Source organism: Nitratireductor sp. StC3, from assembly GCF_003015025.1.
Classification (GTDB): Bacteria; Pseudomonadota; Alphaproteobacteria; order Rhizobiales; family Rhizobiaceae; genus Mangrovimarina; species Mangrovimarina alexandrii.
Map to the genome: position 1 here is coordinate 165346 of NZ_PYBP01000007.1, position 16404 is coordinate 181749.

13 protein-coding genes and 1 pseudogene are annotated in these 16404 nt (G+C 63.7%); 7 read left to right on the top strand and 7 right to left on the bottom strand.

The window, feature by feature from the left end:
- Positions 1 to 31: 31 nt before the first annotated feature.
- Together C7T96_RS15910 and C7T96_RS15915 are read right to left on the bottom strand one after the other, a co-directional pair.
- Positions 32 to 985 carry a LysR family transcriptional regulator gene (locus C7T96_RS15910; protein ID WP_106572230.1) on the bottom strand — a complete coding sequence of 318 codons (954 nt, stop codon included), beginning with the start codon at positions 983 to 985 and terminating at the stop codon, positions 32 to 34.
- 127 nt (positions 986 to 1112) lie between these two features.
- Positions 1113 to 2117 (bottom strand): hypothetical protein, encoded by a 1005-nt coding sequence (locus C7T96_RS15915; RefSeq protein ID WP_106572231.1) that lies wholly within the window; start codon positions 2115 to 2117, stop codon positions 1113 to 1115.
- A gap of 135 nt (positions 2118 to 2252) precedes the next feature.
- Between C7T96_RS15915 and C7T96_RS15920 the strand changes: the two genes are divergently transcribed.
- Positions 2253 to 3134: a LysR family transcriptional regulator gene (locus C7T96_RS15920; protein ID WP_106572232.1), complete on the top strand. Its 882-nt coding sequence runs from the start codon at positions 2253 to 2255 to the stop codon at positions 3132 to 3134.
- Between the two features lie 81 nt (positions 3135 to 3215).
- Here C7T96_RS15920 and C7T96_RS15925 read toward each other — a convergent pair.
- The 3 genes and pseudogenes from C7T96_RS15925 to C7T96_RS15935 all read right to left on the bottom strand — a co-directional run.
- Positions 3216 to 3434, bottom strand: a pseudogene (locus tag C7T96_RS15925) (DUF3363 domain-containing protein); the annotation flags it as partial.
- Between the two features lie 51 nt (positions 3435 to 3485).
- The gene (locus C7T96_RS15930) at positions 3486 to 3752 is read right to left on the bottom strand and encodes a conjugal transfer protein TraD (protein WP_106572233.1); all 267 of its coding nucleotides are present in this window, start codon (positions 3750 to 3752) and stop codon (positions 3486 to 3488) included.
- Between the two features lies 1 nt (position 3753).
- The gene (locus tag C7T96_RS15935) at positions 3754 to 4080 is read right to left on the bottom strand and encodes a conjugal transfer protein TraD (RefSeq protein WP_199190497.1); all 327 of its coding nucleotides are present in this window, start codon (positions 4078 to 4080) and stop codon (positions 3754 to 3756) included.
- 179 nt (positions 4081 to 4259) lie between these two features.
- Between C7T96_RS15935 and traA the strand changes: the two genes are divergently transcribed.
- The 5 genes from traA to C7T96_RS15960 all read left to right on the top strand — a co-directional run bounded on the left by traA (position 4260) and on the right by C7T96_RS15960 (position 13266).
- Positions 4260 to 7259 (top strand): Ti-type conjugative transfer relaxase TraA, encoded by a 3000-nt coding sequence (gene traA / locus C7T96_RS15940; protein WP_106572235.1) that lies wholly within the window; start codon positions 4260 to 4262, stop codon positions 7257 to 7259.
- Positions 7260 to 7378: 119 nt separating this feature from the next.
- Positions 7379 to 7594 carry an AlpA family phage regulatory protein gene (locus C7T96_RS15945; RefSeq protein ID WP_106572236.1) on the top strand — a complete coding sequence of 72 codons (216 nt, stop codon included), beginning with the start codon at positions 7379 to 7381 and terminating at the stop codon, positions 7592 to 7594.
- Positions 7595 to 8110: 516 nt separating this feature from the next.
- Positions 8111 to 9652: a flavocytochrome c gene (locus tag C7T96_RS15950; RefSeq protein WP_199190494.1), complete on the top strand. Its 1542-nt coding sequence runs from the start codon at positions 8111 to 8113 to the stop codon at positions 9650 to 9652.
- 63 nt (positions 9653 to 9715) lie between these two features.
- Complete coding sequence (locus C7T96_RS15955; protein ID WP_158264393.1) at positions 9716 to 10210, top strand: cytochrome c3 family protein; 495 nt, start codon at positions 9716 to 9718, stop codon at positions 10208 to 10210.
- A 374-nt stretch (positions 10211 to 10584) separates the two neighbouring features.
- On the top strand, positions 10585 to 13266 hold the full coding sequence (locus tag C7T96_RS15960) for a bifunctional acetate--CoA ligase family protein/GNAT family N-acetyltransferase (protein WP_106572239.1): 2682 nt from the start codon (positions 10585 to 10587) through the stop codon (positions 13264 to 13266).
- A gap of 66 nt (positions 13267 to 13332) precedes the next feature.
- On the opposite strand, the gene C7T96_RS15965 is transcribed toward C7T96_RS15960, so the two are convergent.
- Complete coding sequence (locus tag C7T96_RS15965) at positions 13333 to 13680, bottom strand: cytochrome c (protein ID WP_158264394.1); 348 nt, start codon at positions 13678 to 13680, stop codon at positions 13333 to 13335.
- Positions 13681 to 13736: 56 nt separating this feature from the next.
- Positions 13737 to 15329: a bifunctional aminoglycoside phosphotransferase/ATP-binding protein gene (locus C7T96_RS15970; protein ID WP_106572284.1), complete on the bottom strand. Its 1593-nt coding sequence runs from the start codon at positions 15327 to 15329 to the stop codon at positions 13737 to 13739.
- Positions 15330 to 15551: 222 nt separating this feature from the next.
- Here C7T96_RS15970 and C7T96_RS15975 point away from each other — a divergent pair, with 222 nt between their 5' ends.
- Positions 15552 to 16388 (top strand): universal stress protein, encoded by an 837-nt coding sequence (locus C7T96_RS15975; RefSeq protein ID WP_106572241.1) that lies wholly within the window; start codon positions 15552 to 15554, stop codon positions 16386 to 16388.
- Positions 16389 to 16404 lie beyond the last annotated feature (16 nt).

Here is a 16404-nt window from a genome sequence, read left to right on the forward strand (position 1 = left end):
TAGTGATGAGCACTACATTTACACCATAGCCCTATAATATGGCTCGCCCCTGCCTTGACCGTCCCAACCTGCCGGCGAGGTGGAGCAGATTGCGCAGCGTCGCGCTCTGATTATAGGGCGACCAGACTGCTGAGAACGGGACCGGCTCCGGTTCGTCATAGAACGGCCGGAACGCAACGCCGGCCATGTTGATCAGCGCCGTCGCCCGTCCTGCTATGGACACGCCGAAGCCCTGCGCGATCATCTGCATCAGTGTGTTGCGCTCGACGTCGCAGCGCAGGATCGACGGCCCCGCCGGCCAGCGACCGGCAAGGCGCTGGATGATATATTCATAAGCTTGGGGGCCGGTCCCGCCGTTGCGGACGAGGAAGGTTTCGCCTGCCAGATCGGCCCAAGTCACACCCGACCGGTCCACAAGGGCATGATTGGCGGGCAGGGCGGCGAAGAGCGGTTCGTGCCAGATGCGACGGGTATGACAATCGGGGAGATCGGGCGCACCGGCGACGAAGGCTATGTCGAGTTCGCGCGTGCGAAGCTGGTGGATGCTGTCGTGCGCGGTGCCTTCGGCAATCTCAATGATGACCTGTGGATGTGCTTCGCGATAGCCAGCGAGAAGGCCATCGAGGAAACTGCCTGGGGCGAGCGCATGGACGCCAATGCGAATGCGGCCGAGATCGCCGCATGCGAAGGCACCGGCCGTCTTTACAGCATGGTCGAGTTGGTCGATTCCAGCGGCAACACCTTCAACGAAGCGGCGCCCGGCCTCGGTTAGCCGGACGCCGCGGGTGCTCCGCTCGAACAGGAGGATGCCGAGTTCTTCTTCCAGCAACTTAATGCGACGGCTAATGCTGGACTGGGCGATGCCGAGCATGTTCCCAGCATGACGGAAACTCAGATACTCAGCGACGGCAAGTGTCTGGATCAGCGACGAGAGGGGAATACGCGACCCAAGTGAAGTCGGAACTCCCCATTGACGATCAATCATCGGCGCTGATCGTCGTTTCCGCATGGCTATCCCGACAGCTTTTTCGGCATCCACAACCAAACGGCGATGCCGACGATCAGCGTGAGCAGCCCGCCCACACCGACCGTGATATGCAAGCCGGTAGCCGTCATTCGCTCATCTTTATGAACCAAGTGATCGCCTTCCTGTAACCAGACTGCTCCAGCAGAGTGATCTTCGACTGCCAAGCCGCCGGACAGACGACCATAACCGAGGCGTCGCCTCGGGTTCTTCGTGCAGCTTCCGCGGCCGCAAGTAACTCGGCGGCCGTGGTGCTGCCCGCATCAAGTCCTTGGGACTGCTCTAACTCTTCATGGAAATAGTCATCAATCACGCCAACGGCAGAAATGTCGTGCGGGCTCGGAAAGTGCAGCGGGGTCGCCGGGTGCGAGATCGCATAGCCCCGCAGCCTTCCACCCGAATCCGAAACGAACATATTCCGGTCGCTCAACGTCAGGCTGCGTTTCATCCACGATCCGAAGCGGTCGTCCGCATCATCGTGCGGTTTCCAAAAGAACGGGTGTAGCCCCTTTAAAATCTGCCTGTTTACGGCGCTTGAGGTGACAATGTTCGGGACATCTTCCTCAATCGCTTGCCTTACATCAGTGAAATCGCGGGCTTCGCACAGGCCGGTCTTCGCAAAATATAGCGTAAGTGGCTCGAAGCCTTGACGGAGGTATTCGCTTTCCCAGTCACCCCCCTCGACACTGGAGGCCAGTAGTATCCGAGCACCCGCATTCACCAGATCGGCTTCGGCAGCTCGAAGAAGCGCGGCTCGCGTCTCCGGCGGCGCGTCGGGTTTGATGAAGCAATCTTCCATGATCAAGCCCGGCGGGCCGAACTCGCCGGCATAAATAGGAGGAACTGGCAAAAGAATTGAATGTGTCACGCCAACGATATCCCGGCCGGTATCTGCGACCAGCCATTGCTGGCGGAATCCAGGCTTGTCGGCCTCCATCGCCAGCGTCACGGTAGCCAGAATTTTTTCTCGGGCAGCGCTGTCCAGCTTCCATAGCTGAGGGTCAAGCGCACAACGAGCCTCGGCGTCAGCCAGCAGCAGTTCTGAGATCCTCTCCAAGTCTGACAGCATGGCAGGTCTGATAGTCGTCCTCATCGGAGGGCCTTCCGCTTTTGGAGATCGTCCGTCGTCTGGACGACTGAAACTTTGTCAGTGATCGCAGACCATGGAAGCATTGACAAAACAGCATAATTGTCCAAGGATTTAGAAAATCTAACACCTGTGGCTTCGATGGTCCATAACGTCAATCTGAACGCGTTGCGCGTGTTCGCCATTGCTGCACGCTACGGTAACTTCCTGCGGGCGGCGGAGGCGCTGAACATCTCCCACGGCGCGGTTTCTCAACGCATCAAGCAGCTTGAGCTTGATCTCGGGATTACATTGTTCGAGCGAAAGGCGCGCGGGGTTAGTCTTACGCCGAACGGCGAGAGATATCGCGAGGCTGTCGAAGAGGCGTTATCGATTCTGGCGACTGCGGCGGCAGACTTAGAACGCGTGGGTGCCCCGGTTATCCTACACCTCGGGGCGTCGTTCGCTTCCAGATGGCTCATGCCTCGAATGAAGTGCTTCGCCGCCCAGTTTCCGAGCGTGTCCATTACAACCGAAACACATGAAGAATTGCTTCAGAGAAATCTTGGCTTAAACGAGATTGCGATTTGGCCTGCTAAGACCAGCAACAAAGCCCCCGGGGGTCAGGTAATACGTCTCGCGGAACTTCAATTCGTTGCTGTGTGCAGCCCACATCTACTCAGGCCCGACTGGCCATTGGATTTGAAGACGGTATTGTCTTTGCCGCTCTTGCAGGACTCGAATCGCAGATGGGAACGCCTGATCGATTCCGCAGGCCGCTGCGAAAGAAACAGTCTGCTAAATTTCGACCGATCGGCTTTGGCGTTGGAGGCGGCAATCAATGGTCATGGAGTTGCCATCGCGCCAACCTACCTGATCGCTGACGACCTTGCGGCGGAGCGTCTGGTGGAGATTTGGCGTAATCCCGAATCCTCGGGCGAATACCTCTTCATGTCTTGGGTGGCGCAGAGAACGGCCCGCAATCCTGTTATGCAGACAGTGAATTGGATTCTGTCTGAGTTCGGGCTGGCGGCGGTGCATTGATAGCCCTTGCGCCCGCGTTGAGGATGGCGACGTGATCGGATGTGGCGAATAAGAAAGCCCCAATATCACTAGATAGCTCGCTCACCGGGACTGACGATGCAATGGCCGGCGTGTTGTGTTGGTTACGCCCAAATGGCGAGCCCCCTCTGCCACCCTAACTGACACCGATCCGCCCTGCACGACTCCGATAACCTCGCGGCCAAGCTGGCGATCGATGACGGGCTGCCAAGGGATAAGGGTGGACTCATGGCTCTTTTCCACCACGGCAGACTTGCCGTCCGACAAAACAATATGAACCGTGTTTGCGCGGCAAGCTGCGATATTTGAGGTCTTCGCGCCGCCCGCCATCGGCTAAGACCGACTGTGCTGGCCTGGTGACACGGTAGGTGTCTCGCCGTTGTGTTCCGCCGAGAACGCCTGCTTCCCCTTTTCGGCCCAGAGCGCGCGTGCATATTCGCCTTGCTCGCTGTTGAGCTTGTCAGCCACCCAGAGCAGCGCCCCGAGTATGGTGGAGCGATTATCGCCGGTCAGTTCGACGATCCCCGACTTGACGACGAGGCCGCCCAGTTCGATCAGATGCCGCGTGCGCTTGCGGCGCTCGACCTGCCAGTTGCGCATGTCATGCCGCACCCGTGCTGCCCTGTGGCGGTTGCCCGCTGCCCGGTTGCGCCGGAGCGCCGCCAGCGTCGCGCTCAGGCGCGGGAGCAGTTCGCCGCGATTTGCTCCGAAACCACGCCGCTCCGCGCTTGGCCCACGACTCCCGCTTTCCGGCATCTTTGGTTTCGACCAGCACGATCAGCGCGCCGGCCAGTTCATCGGCGGTGAGCGCATCGGCTCCGGTGGCGATCACCAGTTCGCCGAGTTGCTGCACCTTGCGCGTTTTCAGTTCCCGTGCCTTGTCCTCCAGTGCTTTCAGTTCCGCGTCGTAGTCGCGTGGTTTCCGCATCATCGTCTCCGTCATCGTACAAATTCTCGATGGAGCGATGATAGTTGAGCGCCTGCCGGAATGATTCTATGTTGCCGGGACGGTCTGGCACGGCCCGATCCATCCCGAGATTTTTTCGAGGGAGGGCGCGCTTATACGTCGTTCCGACGTTCGCTTTGCCGTGGCAATTCTTGATCGCAATGGCGATCTATCATCTTCACGTCAAGGTCATTGGCCGCAAGACAGGCTCCAGCGCGGTGGCGTCCGCCGCCTACCGCTCGGCCTCGCGGTTGCGCGATGAGCGCATCGACCGCGTTCAGGACTATTCCGCCAAGCGCGGCGTCGTCCATTCCGAAGTCATGCTACCGGATGGTGCGCCCGAGCGTTGGTCCGACCGCGAACGGCTCTGGAACGATGTCGAAGCGTTCGAGGTCAGAAAGGACGCGCAGCTTGCCCGCGAGGTGGAGTTCGCCATTCCGCGCGAAATGACGCAGGCGCAAGGCATCGAACTCGCCCGCGACTTCGCGCAGTTGGAATTTGTCGATCAGGGCATGATCGCCGATCTCAATGTGCATTGGGACATCGAGGATGGGATGCCGAAACCCCATGCGCATGTCATGCTGACGATGAGGTCTGTGGACGAGGATGGTTTCGGTCCGAAAGTGCGGGACTGGAACCGCACGGAGATGGTCGAGCGCTGGCGGGTGCGTTGGACCGAGCTTGCCAACGAGCGTCTTGCCGAACTCGACATCGACGCGCGGATCGACCATCGCAGTCTTGAGGCGCAGGGCATCGAACTGGAGCCGCAAAGCCAGATCGGTGCGCCTGCGCAGCGCATCGAGATCGACGGGATCGAGGCTGCTGACCGCGCCGAACTGCACCGCGAGATTGCCCGCAACAATGGCGAGCGCATCATCGCCGATCCTTCCCTCGCACTGGACGCCATTACACACCAGCAATCCACCTTCACGCGCCGCGACATGGCGCGGTTCGCGCATCGGCACAGCGACGGCATAGACCAGTTCAACGAGGTTATGGGCGCGATGCGCAACGCGCCCGATTTGGTCGAACTCGGTCAGGACGGACGCGGCGTGGACCGCTTCACCACGCAGGCGATGATCGAAGCCGAACAACGACTGCACCGCGCGGCCGAACTCATGGCCGAACGGGAACGCCACGAGGTGAGCGATGCGGACCGCGAAGCCGCCTTGGCGCGTGCGGAACAGCGTGGGCTTGTCCTGTCCGGCGAGCAGGCCGACGCGCTGGCGCATGTCACGGACGGGCGTGATCTTGACATTGTCGTCGGCTATGCCGGAACGGGAAAGAGCGCCATGCTCGGCGTAGCGCGGGAGGCATGGGAAGCGGCAGGCTACGAGGTTCGCGGCGTTGCACTGTCCGGCATTGCGGCCGAGAATTTGGAAGGCGGGTCGGGCATATCCTCGCGCACTATCGCCAGCATGGAGCATGGCTGGGAGAACGGCCGCGACTTGCTCACGTCACGCGATGTTCTTGTGATCGACGAGACCGGCATGGTCGGCACGCGCCAGTTGGAGCGCGTGCTCTCCCATGCCGCCGATGTCGGCGCAAAAGTCGTTCTGGTTGGCGATCCGCAGCAGTTGCAATCGATCGAAGCGGGTGCGGCGTTCCGCTCGATCTATGAGCGCCATGGTGGTGTCGAAATCGAAACCGTGCGCCGTCAGCGCGAGGACTGGCAGCGCGACACGACGCGCGATCTGGCGACAGGGCGAACGCGAGATGCCATCCATGCCTATGACAGCCATGACATGGTGCATGAAGCCCAGACTCGGGAACAGGCACGTGACGAGCTGATTGACCGCTGGGACCGCGACCGGCAGGCATCCCCGGACGCCAGCCGGATCATCCTCACCCATACCAATGCTGAGGTTCGCGAACTCAATGAAGCGGCGCGGGAGAAAATGCGGGATACGGGCGGCCTCGGTGATGACATTCGCCTCACAGTCGAGCGCGGCGAGCGCCGCTTTGCCGCTGGGGATCGCGTCATGTTCCTGCAAAACGAACGCGGTCTTGGCGTGAAGAACGGTACCCTCGGCACCATCGAAGACATCAGCACGCAGAGCATGATGGTACGCACCGACGATGGGCGCGACATCTCGTTCGACCTCAAAGACTATGACCACATCGACCACGGTTACGCGGCCACCATCCACAAGTCGCAGGGCATGACAGTGGACCGCACCCATGTTCTGGCAACACCGGGGCTCGATGTCCATGACAGCTATGTCGCGCTTTCCCGGCCCAGGGATGCTATGGACCTGCATTATGGCCGCGACGACTTCGCTACCCAGGATAAGCTGATAAATGCCCTGTCGCGCGACCGCGCCAAGGACATGGCGACAGACTACGAGCAGCAGCTTGATCCGGCACAGGACTATGCCGAGCGTCGCGGTATCACCTTCCGCGCCCGCGTCGCCGAAATCATGCGGAAGGTCGTGCCCGAGCAGGTTCGCGACAGGATCGACAGGTTGCTCGACGGATTGCACTCCCCCGGAGACGGTGTGCCTAGTCCTGCCGACGCGCAGCGGCCGGAGAGGGGAAGTGCGGATGTAGCGGCCGCGCAGCACGACTCCATGCGGCCAGAACGAATGGAGGAGGAAGACCCGGAAGCGGCGCTGCGCAAAGCCCGCACGCGGGCGCTCATCCGTCACGCTGGCGCTGTGGGCGCGATCTTTGAGACGCAGGAGATGGGCGGCAAGGCGACCCCGGAACAGGTGAAGGAACTGAACGATGCCCGCAAGGCTTTCGAGGATGTGCGGCCCCACGGCTGGCAGGATGCCGAAGCCGCTTACGCCAAGGACGGAGACCTTGCCTGCGAGGCTGGATCAGGCAAAGTTAACCGCGCCATCCGCGCCCTCCAGCTTGAAACCGAGCTGCGCACCGATCCACAGCGCCGCGCCGACCGCTTCGTGGAACGCTGGCAAAAGCTCGACCGGACCAGCCAGCGCCAGTATCAGGCAGGCGACATGTCCGGTTACCAATCCACGCGGATGGAGATGGGCAACATGGCCAAGAGCCTGGAGCGCGATCCGCAACTGGAATCACTGCTCGCCAATCGCAAGCGAGAACTAGGCATCTCGTTCGAATCAGGTCGCAGCCTTGGGCGAGAACTCGCCCTCACCCACGGCATCGACCTCGGCAGAGGGCGCGGACTTGGGCTGTAATCTTTCCTATTTACCGCCGTTTCTACGCCACTGTTCGACGCCAGCCAAATACCTCTTGCACAACAACAAATCGCTGTTTCTGTCTGGATCAGAAGCGACCAGCAGGAGGCAACACGACTATGGACCAACCAGACCGTATCATCCGCCTGAGAACCGTCCTCGTCCGCACCGGCCTGTCCCGCTCCACCATCTATCGCAAGATCGCAGAGGGCACGTTCCCCGCCCAGATTAAAATCAGCATCCACGGGGCCGGGTGGCGGGAATCCGACATCAATCGCTGGATCGAGGATCCCGTATCCTGGAGGCCGAGGCGAGAAGGTGATGAAGTCCGATAAGGCCGGAGGAATTGGCTGCTGCTTCAACAGTATCCTCGTCACGATGACTCCCAATATGTGGAGGCATCGCAATGCCCCGGCTGACGGCATTGCGCAAGGTGGCGGGACGATAGCACAGGGTGTATCATGTAATGCAGTTACCTGTGGAAAACGGAATCGAACCGCCGGTATGATTTTGGATTGGGTAATTTTGCGGGTATTGGCCGTTAGCCACACTGCTTATTTATAAATAAAATCAAGTTGATAGACTATAAGCTCGATTCCGCCCCTGGCACCATTTTTCTTCAATGAAACCAAATATTTAACAGAATAGCGCCGCTGCTCTGGGGTGTGCCGAAGCGTGCTGGCGTGTGCGATTTGCGCTGGCCGCCGCGCCGGGTCGGCGTCCGATCGCGCTCGCCAAGTCAGGCCGAACGGGCAGCGTTTTGATCCACGTCAATGCCGGGATGGCCGGTAGGCCGTCTTAATATCAAAAATGCTGCGACGACAATTCGGGCCTGACAGAAGGAGGGCATCATGGTCACCACCCCTAATGTAACCCGCAGAAGCATGCTGGCGGGGACGGCCACGGTTCTGGCAGGCGGCTTGTTGCCATGGTCGGCGACCGACGTCCGGGCTGCCACGGCGGCGCTTCCGCAGACATGGGATGAGGAATTCGATGTCGTTGTCGTCGGCACCGGTTTTGCCGGACTGGCCGCCGCTCACGAGGCCGCGAAGGCGGGGTCGTCGGTGGCCTTGTTGGAAAAAATGCGCACGCCGGGCGGGAACTCGATCATCAGTGGTGGCGTCATTGCGGCCGCCGGCTCGCCGCTGCAGGCCGAGGCGGAAATCGAAGACACCGTCGACAGCCTCTATGACGACATGCTCAAAGCCGGGCTGCATCTCAATCATCCGGAGTTGGCGCGCATCGTCGCCGAGAAGTCGGTCGAAACCGTGCAGTGGACGATCGACGAATTGGGGGCCGAGTATACCGGCCTCACCCATATGGGCGGCCACGCCGTGCCTCGGTCCTACGCGCTTGCCGCCGGCAGCGGATCGGGCATTATCGGACCGCAACTGGCCAAACTCAAGGAAATGGGCGTCGAACCGCGCACCCGCACGCTTTTGAAGCGTCTGATCCGCGATGGTGACGGGCGCGTGAAGGGCGTGATCGCTCACAGCGGATTCAGCCATCCCGATCTGGAGAGCGGTACGCCGATATCCATCAAGGCGCGCAAGGCGGTGGTGCTTGCGACCGGCGGCTTCGGCGCCGACCCTGTCTTCCGGGCCTTGCAGGATCCGCGTCTTGGCGGCGAACTCGACACCACCAATCAGCCGGGCGCCACGTCCGAGGCGCTGCGCGAGGCGCTCGGCATCGGCTGCGTCCTTGTTCAGCCATCCTGGATTCAGCTTGGTCCGTGGACGAGTCCGGACGAACGCGGCTTCGGGCGAACCCCGCATTTCGCTCAGGGCGTGGCGGCGTCCTACGGGCTGTGGATCGACACGCAGACCGGCAAACGGTTCGTCAACGAACTGGCCGACAGGAAGACCCGTGCCGATGCGATGCTTGCCGTGGGCAACAAGACCGTCGCCTTCGTGGATTCCGCCGGCTATGCCAAGGGCAGCGCGGCCGGCCGCCGCGAACGTTTCGAACGCATGAAGGAAGCCGGCGTGCTGATGGAATATGCCACGCTCGAGGAGATGGCCGAGGCACACGAGATTCCGCTCGCGCCGTTGAAAGCGACGATCGAGACCTTCAACGAAAGTGTCGATGCGGGTGCCGATACCGAATTCGGACGATACATGCAGGCGGATGCCGGCAAGATCGGCACGCCCCCCTTCTATGTCGTCAGGCTGTCGCCGAAGATTCACCACACGATGGGCGGCTGCGCGATCAATGGCGACGCACAGGCGCTCGATGTCCTGTCGAGCGAGCCGATTGCCGGTCTCTACGTGGCCGGCGAGGCCGCCGGCGGCATCCACGGCGCGTCACGACTGGGGTCTTGCGCCTATACGGATTGTCTCACGTTCGGTCGTATTGCGGGGCGGAACGCCGCGGCGGAAAAGGGCTGGGGCTGACCTGGCACATAGAGGGCGCAGCGTTTTCGGGATATGACGATGTGCGGCAAAGATAGGCGGCGCGTGCTGTGGGCGACGCTCGGGCTGGCGGTGCTTCTTGTGGTGTCGGCAGCGCCCGCCGCGACGGCGTTGCTGATGCACAGCGACGACCCCGGTGATTGCGCAACCTGCCACGGCGACACGCAGGTGCTGTCACCCGGACACGTTCCCACCGCCGGCATGAAGCGTGATGACTGTGTGGCCTGCCATGCGCCGGACACCCCGCTCGCGCTGCTGTCGGCGATCCCGCTCGATCACAGCCACCTGCTTAGCGGGGTGACGTGCCAAACATGCCACAATCAAACCGAGGCGCCGGGGCCGATGTCGACCGAGCAGTGTCTCGCCTGCCACGGCCCATTGGAAGACCTTGCAGCACGGACGGCCGACACGCATCCGGCAAATCCGCATTCGACGCCGCACGGCCCGACCTTCGCCGAATGCGACCTTTGCCACAAGGTCCACCAAGAATCGGAGAATTTCTGCGCCCAGTGTCACGATTTCGACTATTCCGTGCCGTGATCGCGGCCGCCAAGACCGGGCCGCATTCCGGTGCCGACGGCGTGTCCGAACGGGCGATCGACGCCCTGTAGCAAAAAACACGCCGCGGCGCGCGAGACGTCCCGTCGGGCTGGCTGCTCGCCGCGCGCAGGACAGTATTTGTCTGCGGCGCGCGGGGATGAGGCGGCTGGGAAAACCACGCCTCGAACCGGCTGACGCCGCCGATCCTGCCCGAACCCGTGCGAAAAAAGAAGATCCGCGTCCCGCAATTCGCGCCGCGCCCCAGCGTCAAGCGCGATCAAAAACATGTCCGGTTTGTCCGCTCGGGGCCTAGGGGAGCGGGCCTGGACGTCGTACAGTCCATCCGCACCACGTCAGGGCCAAGGAGCTTCGCAGTGACCATCCGCAATCTCGAGCGCGCCGTTCACCCGAAATCGCTGGCGGTCTTCGGCGCCTCGGTCCGCGACGGGGCCGTCGGCGACGTGGTGATGCGAAACATCGTCGATGCCGGCTTTCAGGGCGAGGTTTGGCCGGTCAATCCGAAATATGAGGAGGTCGCGGGGCGGCGTTGTTTTGCCGGCGTCGCCGACCTGCCACGCACTCCCGACCTCGCCGTCATCGCCACGCCGCCGGCGACCGTGCCCGGCATCATTGGCGAGCTCGGCGCCAGGGGCACGCGCGCCGCGGTGGTCATCACCGCCGGCCTGACGCACGAAAACGGCTTGCGCCAGGCCATGCTCGAGGCCGCCCGCCCGCATCTTTTTCGCATTATCGGGCCGAACACGCTCGGGCTGATGATTCCGCCGGCCAGGCTCAATGCCGGCTTCGCGCATATGGCGGCCAAGCCCGGCAATATAGCGCTGCTGTCGCAATCGGGCGCGATCGCCACCTCGCTGATCGACTGGGCGGCGGAAAACCATCTCGGCTTTTCCCACATCGTCTCGCTGGGCGACATGGCCGATGTCGACGTCGGCGACTGGCTCGACATGCTGGCCGGCGACGCGCACACGAGCGCGATCGTGATGTATCTCGAGACGATCCCCGATCCGCGCAAATTCATGTCGGCGGCGCGCGCGGCAGCGCGCCTAAAACCGGTGATCGCCATCAAGTCTGGCCGCCACGAGGCCGCGGCCAAGGCGGCCGCCACCCATACCGGCGCGCTGTCGGGCGCCGACCGCGTGGTCGAGGCCGCGCTGCAGCGGGCCGGGATCCTGCGTGTGACGAGCCTGGCCGATCTGTTCGATGCCGCCGAGACCACAGCCCGTTTTGCCCCGCTCGAACGCGCGCGGGTCGCCATCGTCACCAATGGCGGTGGCGCCGGGGTGCTGGCCGTCGACCAGCTCGTCGATTGCCGGGGCGAACTGGCCGCGCTGGCGGACACGACCATCGAACGGCTGAACGCGGCCCTGCCGGCCACCTGGTCGCACGCCAACCCGGTCGACATTATCGGCGACGCTGCGGCCGAGCGTTACGGCGCGGCGGTCGCGGCGGTCGCCGCCGATCCGGGCGTCGATGCGGTCATGGTGCTCAACTGTCCGACCGGCCTGGCCTCGCCGATCGAGGCCGCCCGCGCGGTTGCCGGCCTGACGACCAGGGGCAAGATCGGCGGCAAGCCGGTTCTGACCTGCTGGCTCGGCGACCATACCGCCCGCGAAGGACGTCGCATCCTGCAGGAAGCAGGGCTAGCCAGCTTCGAGACACCGGCCGCCGCCGCCACCGCGGTTTCCTATCTCAGCGACTGGTCGCGAGCCCAGCGCGCGCTGATGCGGGTGCCGTCGAGCGGCGGCGAGAATGTCGCAAAAAATGGCGATGAAGTCCGGGCCGTGTTCGCTGCTGTGGCCAGCGAAGGCCGGCGCATGCTGACCGAACCGGAAGCCAAAACCGTCATCGCCGCCTACGGGATCGCCGTGCCGGAGACGGTCGTGGCCGAATCGCCGGCCGAGGCCGGCAAGGCGGCAGCGAGGCTTTTGCAGGCTTGCGAAAAAGTGGTGGTGAAGCTGCTGTCGAAGGCGATTTCGCACAAGTCGGATGTCGGCGGCGTCGTGCTCAATCTGAGCACGCCCGAGGCGGCGGAGGCGGCGGCCGCCGAGATCGAAAGCCGCGTTCGCGCGCACGCGCCGCAGGCCGATATCCAGGGTTACGCCGTTCAGCCGATGGTGGTGCGCAAACATGCCCAGGAATTGATTCTGGGCATGAGCAACGATCCGATCTTCGGGCCGGTCGTCCTGTTCGGAGCCGGCGGCATCGCCGTCGAGGTGATGGACGACACCGCGATCGCGCTGCCGCCGCTCGACAGTGTGCTCGCCGGCGATCTGATCGATCGAACCCGTATCGGCCGTCTTCTGGCGGGCTATCGCGACCGCAAGCCGGCCGATCGCGCGGCGATCACGGCGGCGCTCAAGGGCCTGTCTCAGTTGATCGTCGACTTCCCCTGCATCGTGTCGATCGACATCAACCCGCTTCTGGCGGATGCCGACGGCACGATCGCGCTCGACGCCCGCGTCGAGATCGACCCCGGACGCGTCGGCGAGGCCGGCCCCAATTCGGATTTGGCGATCAGACCCTATCCCGACGGCTGGGAAAAGCGGATCGACGCCGGCCCGGCGCGCTACGACATTCGTCCGATCCGCCCGGCCGACATTGCGCTCTATTCGGACTTTCTGGCCCGCATTGCGCCCGACGACATCCGTTTCCGCTTTCTCGCCCAGCGCAAGAGTTTTCCCCATCAGATGCTGGTCCGGCTGACCCAGCTCGACTACGCGCGCGAAATGGCGTTCGTCGCGCTCGACGCAAGCAGCGGCGACCTGGCCGCCGTCGGGCGGCTGTCGTCGGACCCCGACAAAGAAAAGGCCGAATATGCGCTTCTCGTGCGCACCGACCTGCAGGGACGCGGGCTCGGATGGGCGCTGTTGTCGCAGCTGGTCGACTATGCGCGCAGTGAGGGCATCCGCCGCATCGAGGGTTTCGTGCTCGCCGACAACGAAAAGATGCTCGCGCTGTGTCGTGAATTCGGCTTTGCGGTCGCGCGCAGCGAAACCGAGCCGGGTCTCTGCGTGGCCGCGCTGGATCTGGCCTGAGGGCGGTTCGCGCGGTCGCAAGCGGTCCCGGTCACGGCCGGCTTTGTGCGGATTTCGGGTCGCCGCCTATTCCTGGATGCTTTTCATATAGGTGACGATGTCGTTCACCTGGCGCTCGTCCGGCTCGAATTGCGGCATCACCGCGTGCCGGAGAAAAAGGTCGCCGAGCATGTCGGCCGGCAGTGTCTCGAGCGGCCGGCGGTTGGCCATGTGTCTGAATGGCGGCGCGTCGGGATGTTCGCTTTCGTCGATCTGCGCGATGGCGTGGCACGGCGCGCAATTGGTCTCGGCCAAACGGCGGCCGCGAAACGCACTTTCCGGATCGAGGCTCTGCGCGACCGCCGGTACCATCGCGACCATCGCCAAAAGTGCCACGGCGATGGCGGTCGTCCGCCCGGCTTGTGTTGTGTGCATCACTGGCATTCCCCCGACAGGTCCGAATTGGAAATCCATGGCGTTGCGGTCTGCGGTCATCCTCTCGTTCCGGTGCGCACGCCGTCACGGTCCGGCAGGCTCTTTGAGCCATGTAGGGCAAGGATGTCGGCGACGATCCGCTCCAGCGGTCTGGCGGCATCGAGCTTGGTCCACTCGATATCGTCGCGTGTGCGCCGCAACTGTCCCGCCAGCACCGCGACCGTGGCGTCGGACGGGCCGTCGGCGGACCTTTCGCTGACGCGACGTTGCAGAAGTGCGGCGCCGGCATCCAGCCAAATGCCGATAAAAGGCGTTGCGGTGTCGCGCGCGCACTGTCGGATCCGCGCGCGGTCGCCGGGCCGGTCGAACACGGCATCGGCGACGACCGTGCCGCCGTCGTCGAGCAGTTTGCGGGTGCGGCGGGCTATGTCGGCATAGACCCTGGCGGAGTTCTCGGCGCTGTAGGCCTCCGCGGGCAATCGCGTCTCGGCGGCGACGTTGAACATCGCCTTGCGCAGCCGGTCGCTTTCCAGGATGCGCGCTCCCGGAGCTGCGCCGACATGGGCGGCGAGCGCCTCCGCAACCGTCGTCTTGCCCGAGCCGCTGAGCCCGCCGATCGCGGTCAGCCGCGCGGGAGGCTCTTCGAGCAGGGCTCCGGCAAGGTCGAAATAGGACCGTGCCTCGTCGGCGAGCGCCCGGTTTTGCCGTCCGCCTTCCTCGTACTGGGTTGCCGTGACATGCGCGCGCACGGCCGCGCGTACGGCCATGAAAAACGCCAGCAGCACGAACCCGTCCTCTTCGTCCTGGGCGTCGAAATAGCGGTTCATAACAAGGTTCGCGAGATCACGGTGCCCGCGATGCCAAAGATCCATCAGCAGGAAGGCGAGATCGTAGAGCACGTCGACGGTCGCGATCTGGTCGTTGAACTCGATGCAGTCGAACAGGCAGGGCACGCCGTCGAGCACGCAGATATTGCGCAGATGCAGATCGCCATGGCAGCGGCGGACCTTGCCGGCCGTCTCGCGGGCGTCGAGCAGGGCCGCATGGCGGGCGAGCGTCGCGCGGAAGCGATCGCCGAGTGCGGCGACCGCATCGGGCGAGAACAGCGTGCTGGTCGCGAACCCCGCCGCGTTGATGTCGAGCACGCCGGCAATATTGTCGGCGCCGCCGCCGTCATGCACGACCGGCGCCGCGTCGTGGAAACGAAGAACGGCGCGCGCCACATCCCTCATCAGGCGCGGCGTCAGGGTGCCCGCCTCCGCTTGCCGGTCGAGAAGGCAGGACTGGTCGAAGCGCTTCATTTCCACCACCGCGTCGACGAGCGCGCCGTCGCCATCGAATTCGAGCCCGCCATCCGGTGTCGCGGTGATGCGCCGCGTCCCCAGATAGAGATCGGGCGCGGTGCGCGAATTCAGCGTCACCTCCTTGCGGCAGGCCGACAGCCGCTGCTGCGGCGTGGAAAAGTCGACATAAGGCAGTCGCACCGCCCGCTTCATCTTGAAGGCGCGATCGCCGACGAGAAAGATGCGCGAAATATGCGTCTCGATCACCTCGACCGGGGTGCCGAGCCGATAGGTCTCCGGCTTCGACAGAAATCCGGTCGCCGCATCCTGCGCGCCGTCTTCATTGATCGTGCTTTGCGGTGTCATATCGGCCGGCCTCATGGTGTGCGCTCTGGCGCGGTGGCCCGCTTTGGTCCACGCAACCCACCATGCGGGGCTGCGACGGGCGGTGCCTTGATGCGGATCAAGATCGCACCGGAATGGCGGCGATGGGCCCCGCTTGATTTATCGCAACGACGGCATGCGCGCCAACGTCTATCGAACGCGAGTGTAGGCCGTGATGTCGATACGGCGAACGGAGAACGGATTATGACCATCAAAACGATACTCGCTGTCACCGGGCTGGAGGCGAATGACGACGACCTGCATCGTGCCGCCGAATTGTGCAGTCAAATTGACGCCCACCTCTCGGTGCTCGTGCTCGTCATCGCCGCTCCGCCGCCGGTCGGCGAATACGCCGCGATGGCTTCGGATGTCTGGGCCAGGGAGCGCAAGGAGGATATCGAGCGGCTGGACGCGCGTACCGAGGCGGTGTCGAAGCTGGTCGCAGCGCTTCCGGTTCCCGGCGATGTCGCCAGCGACTATGTCGAGCAGGCCTGGGCCGACGACGCCATAGGCCGGCGCGCCCGCTATGCCGATCTCGTCCTGGCCGGGCCGGGGCTGCGCGACAATCCCGCCTTGTGGGACAAGATGGTGGAAGGCGTGCTGTTTTCGTCCGGTACGCCGCTGCTGCTGGTGCCGCAAGGCGTGACGCCGAACCTGCGTCCCGAGCGCGTCACCGTCGCCTGGGACGCCCGCCCGGAGGCGTCGCGCGCCGTGACCGCGGCGCTCGATCTGCTCGTCGGTGCGCAAGACGTGTCGCTGGCGCTGGTCGATCCTGTCGCGGGGAATACGGTCCACGGCGAGGAGCCCGGCGCCGACCTGGCCGTCTATCTGTCGCGTCACGGCGCCAAGGTCACCGTCGACCGGCTGCCGAGCCAGGGCCGCCCGGTCGCCGACATCCTGCGCCGGCACGCCACCGACAAGAATGCGGAACTGATGGTAATGGGCGCCTACGGACATTCGCGGCTGCGGGAACGCCTGTTCGGCGGGGTGACCAAATCCATACTCGAACAACCGCCCGTGCCTGTGCTGATGGCGCGCTGAGACCGGTCCGTCGCGG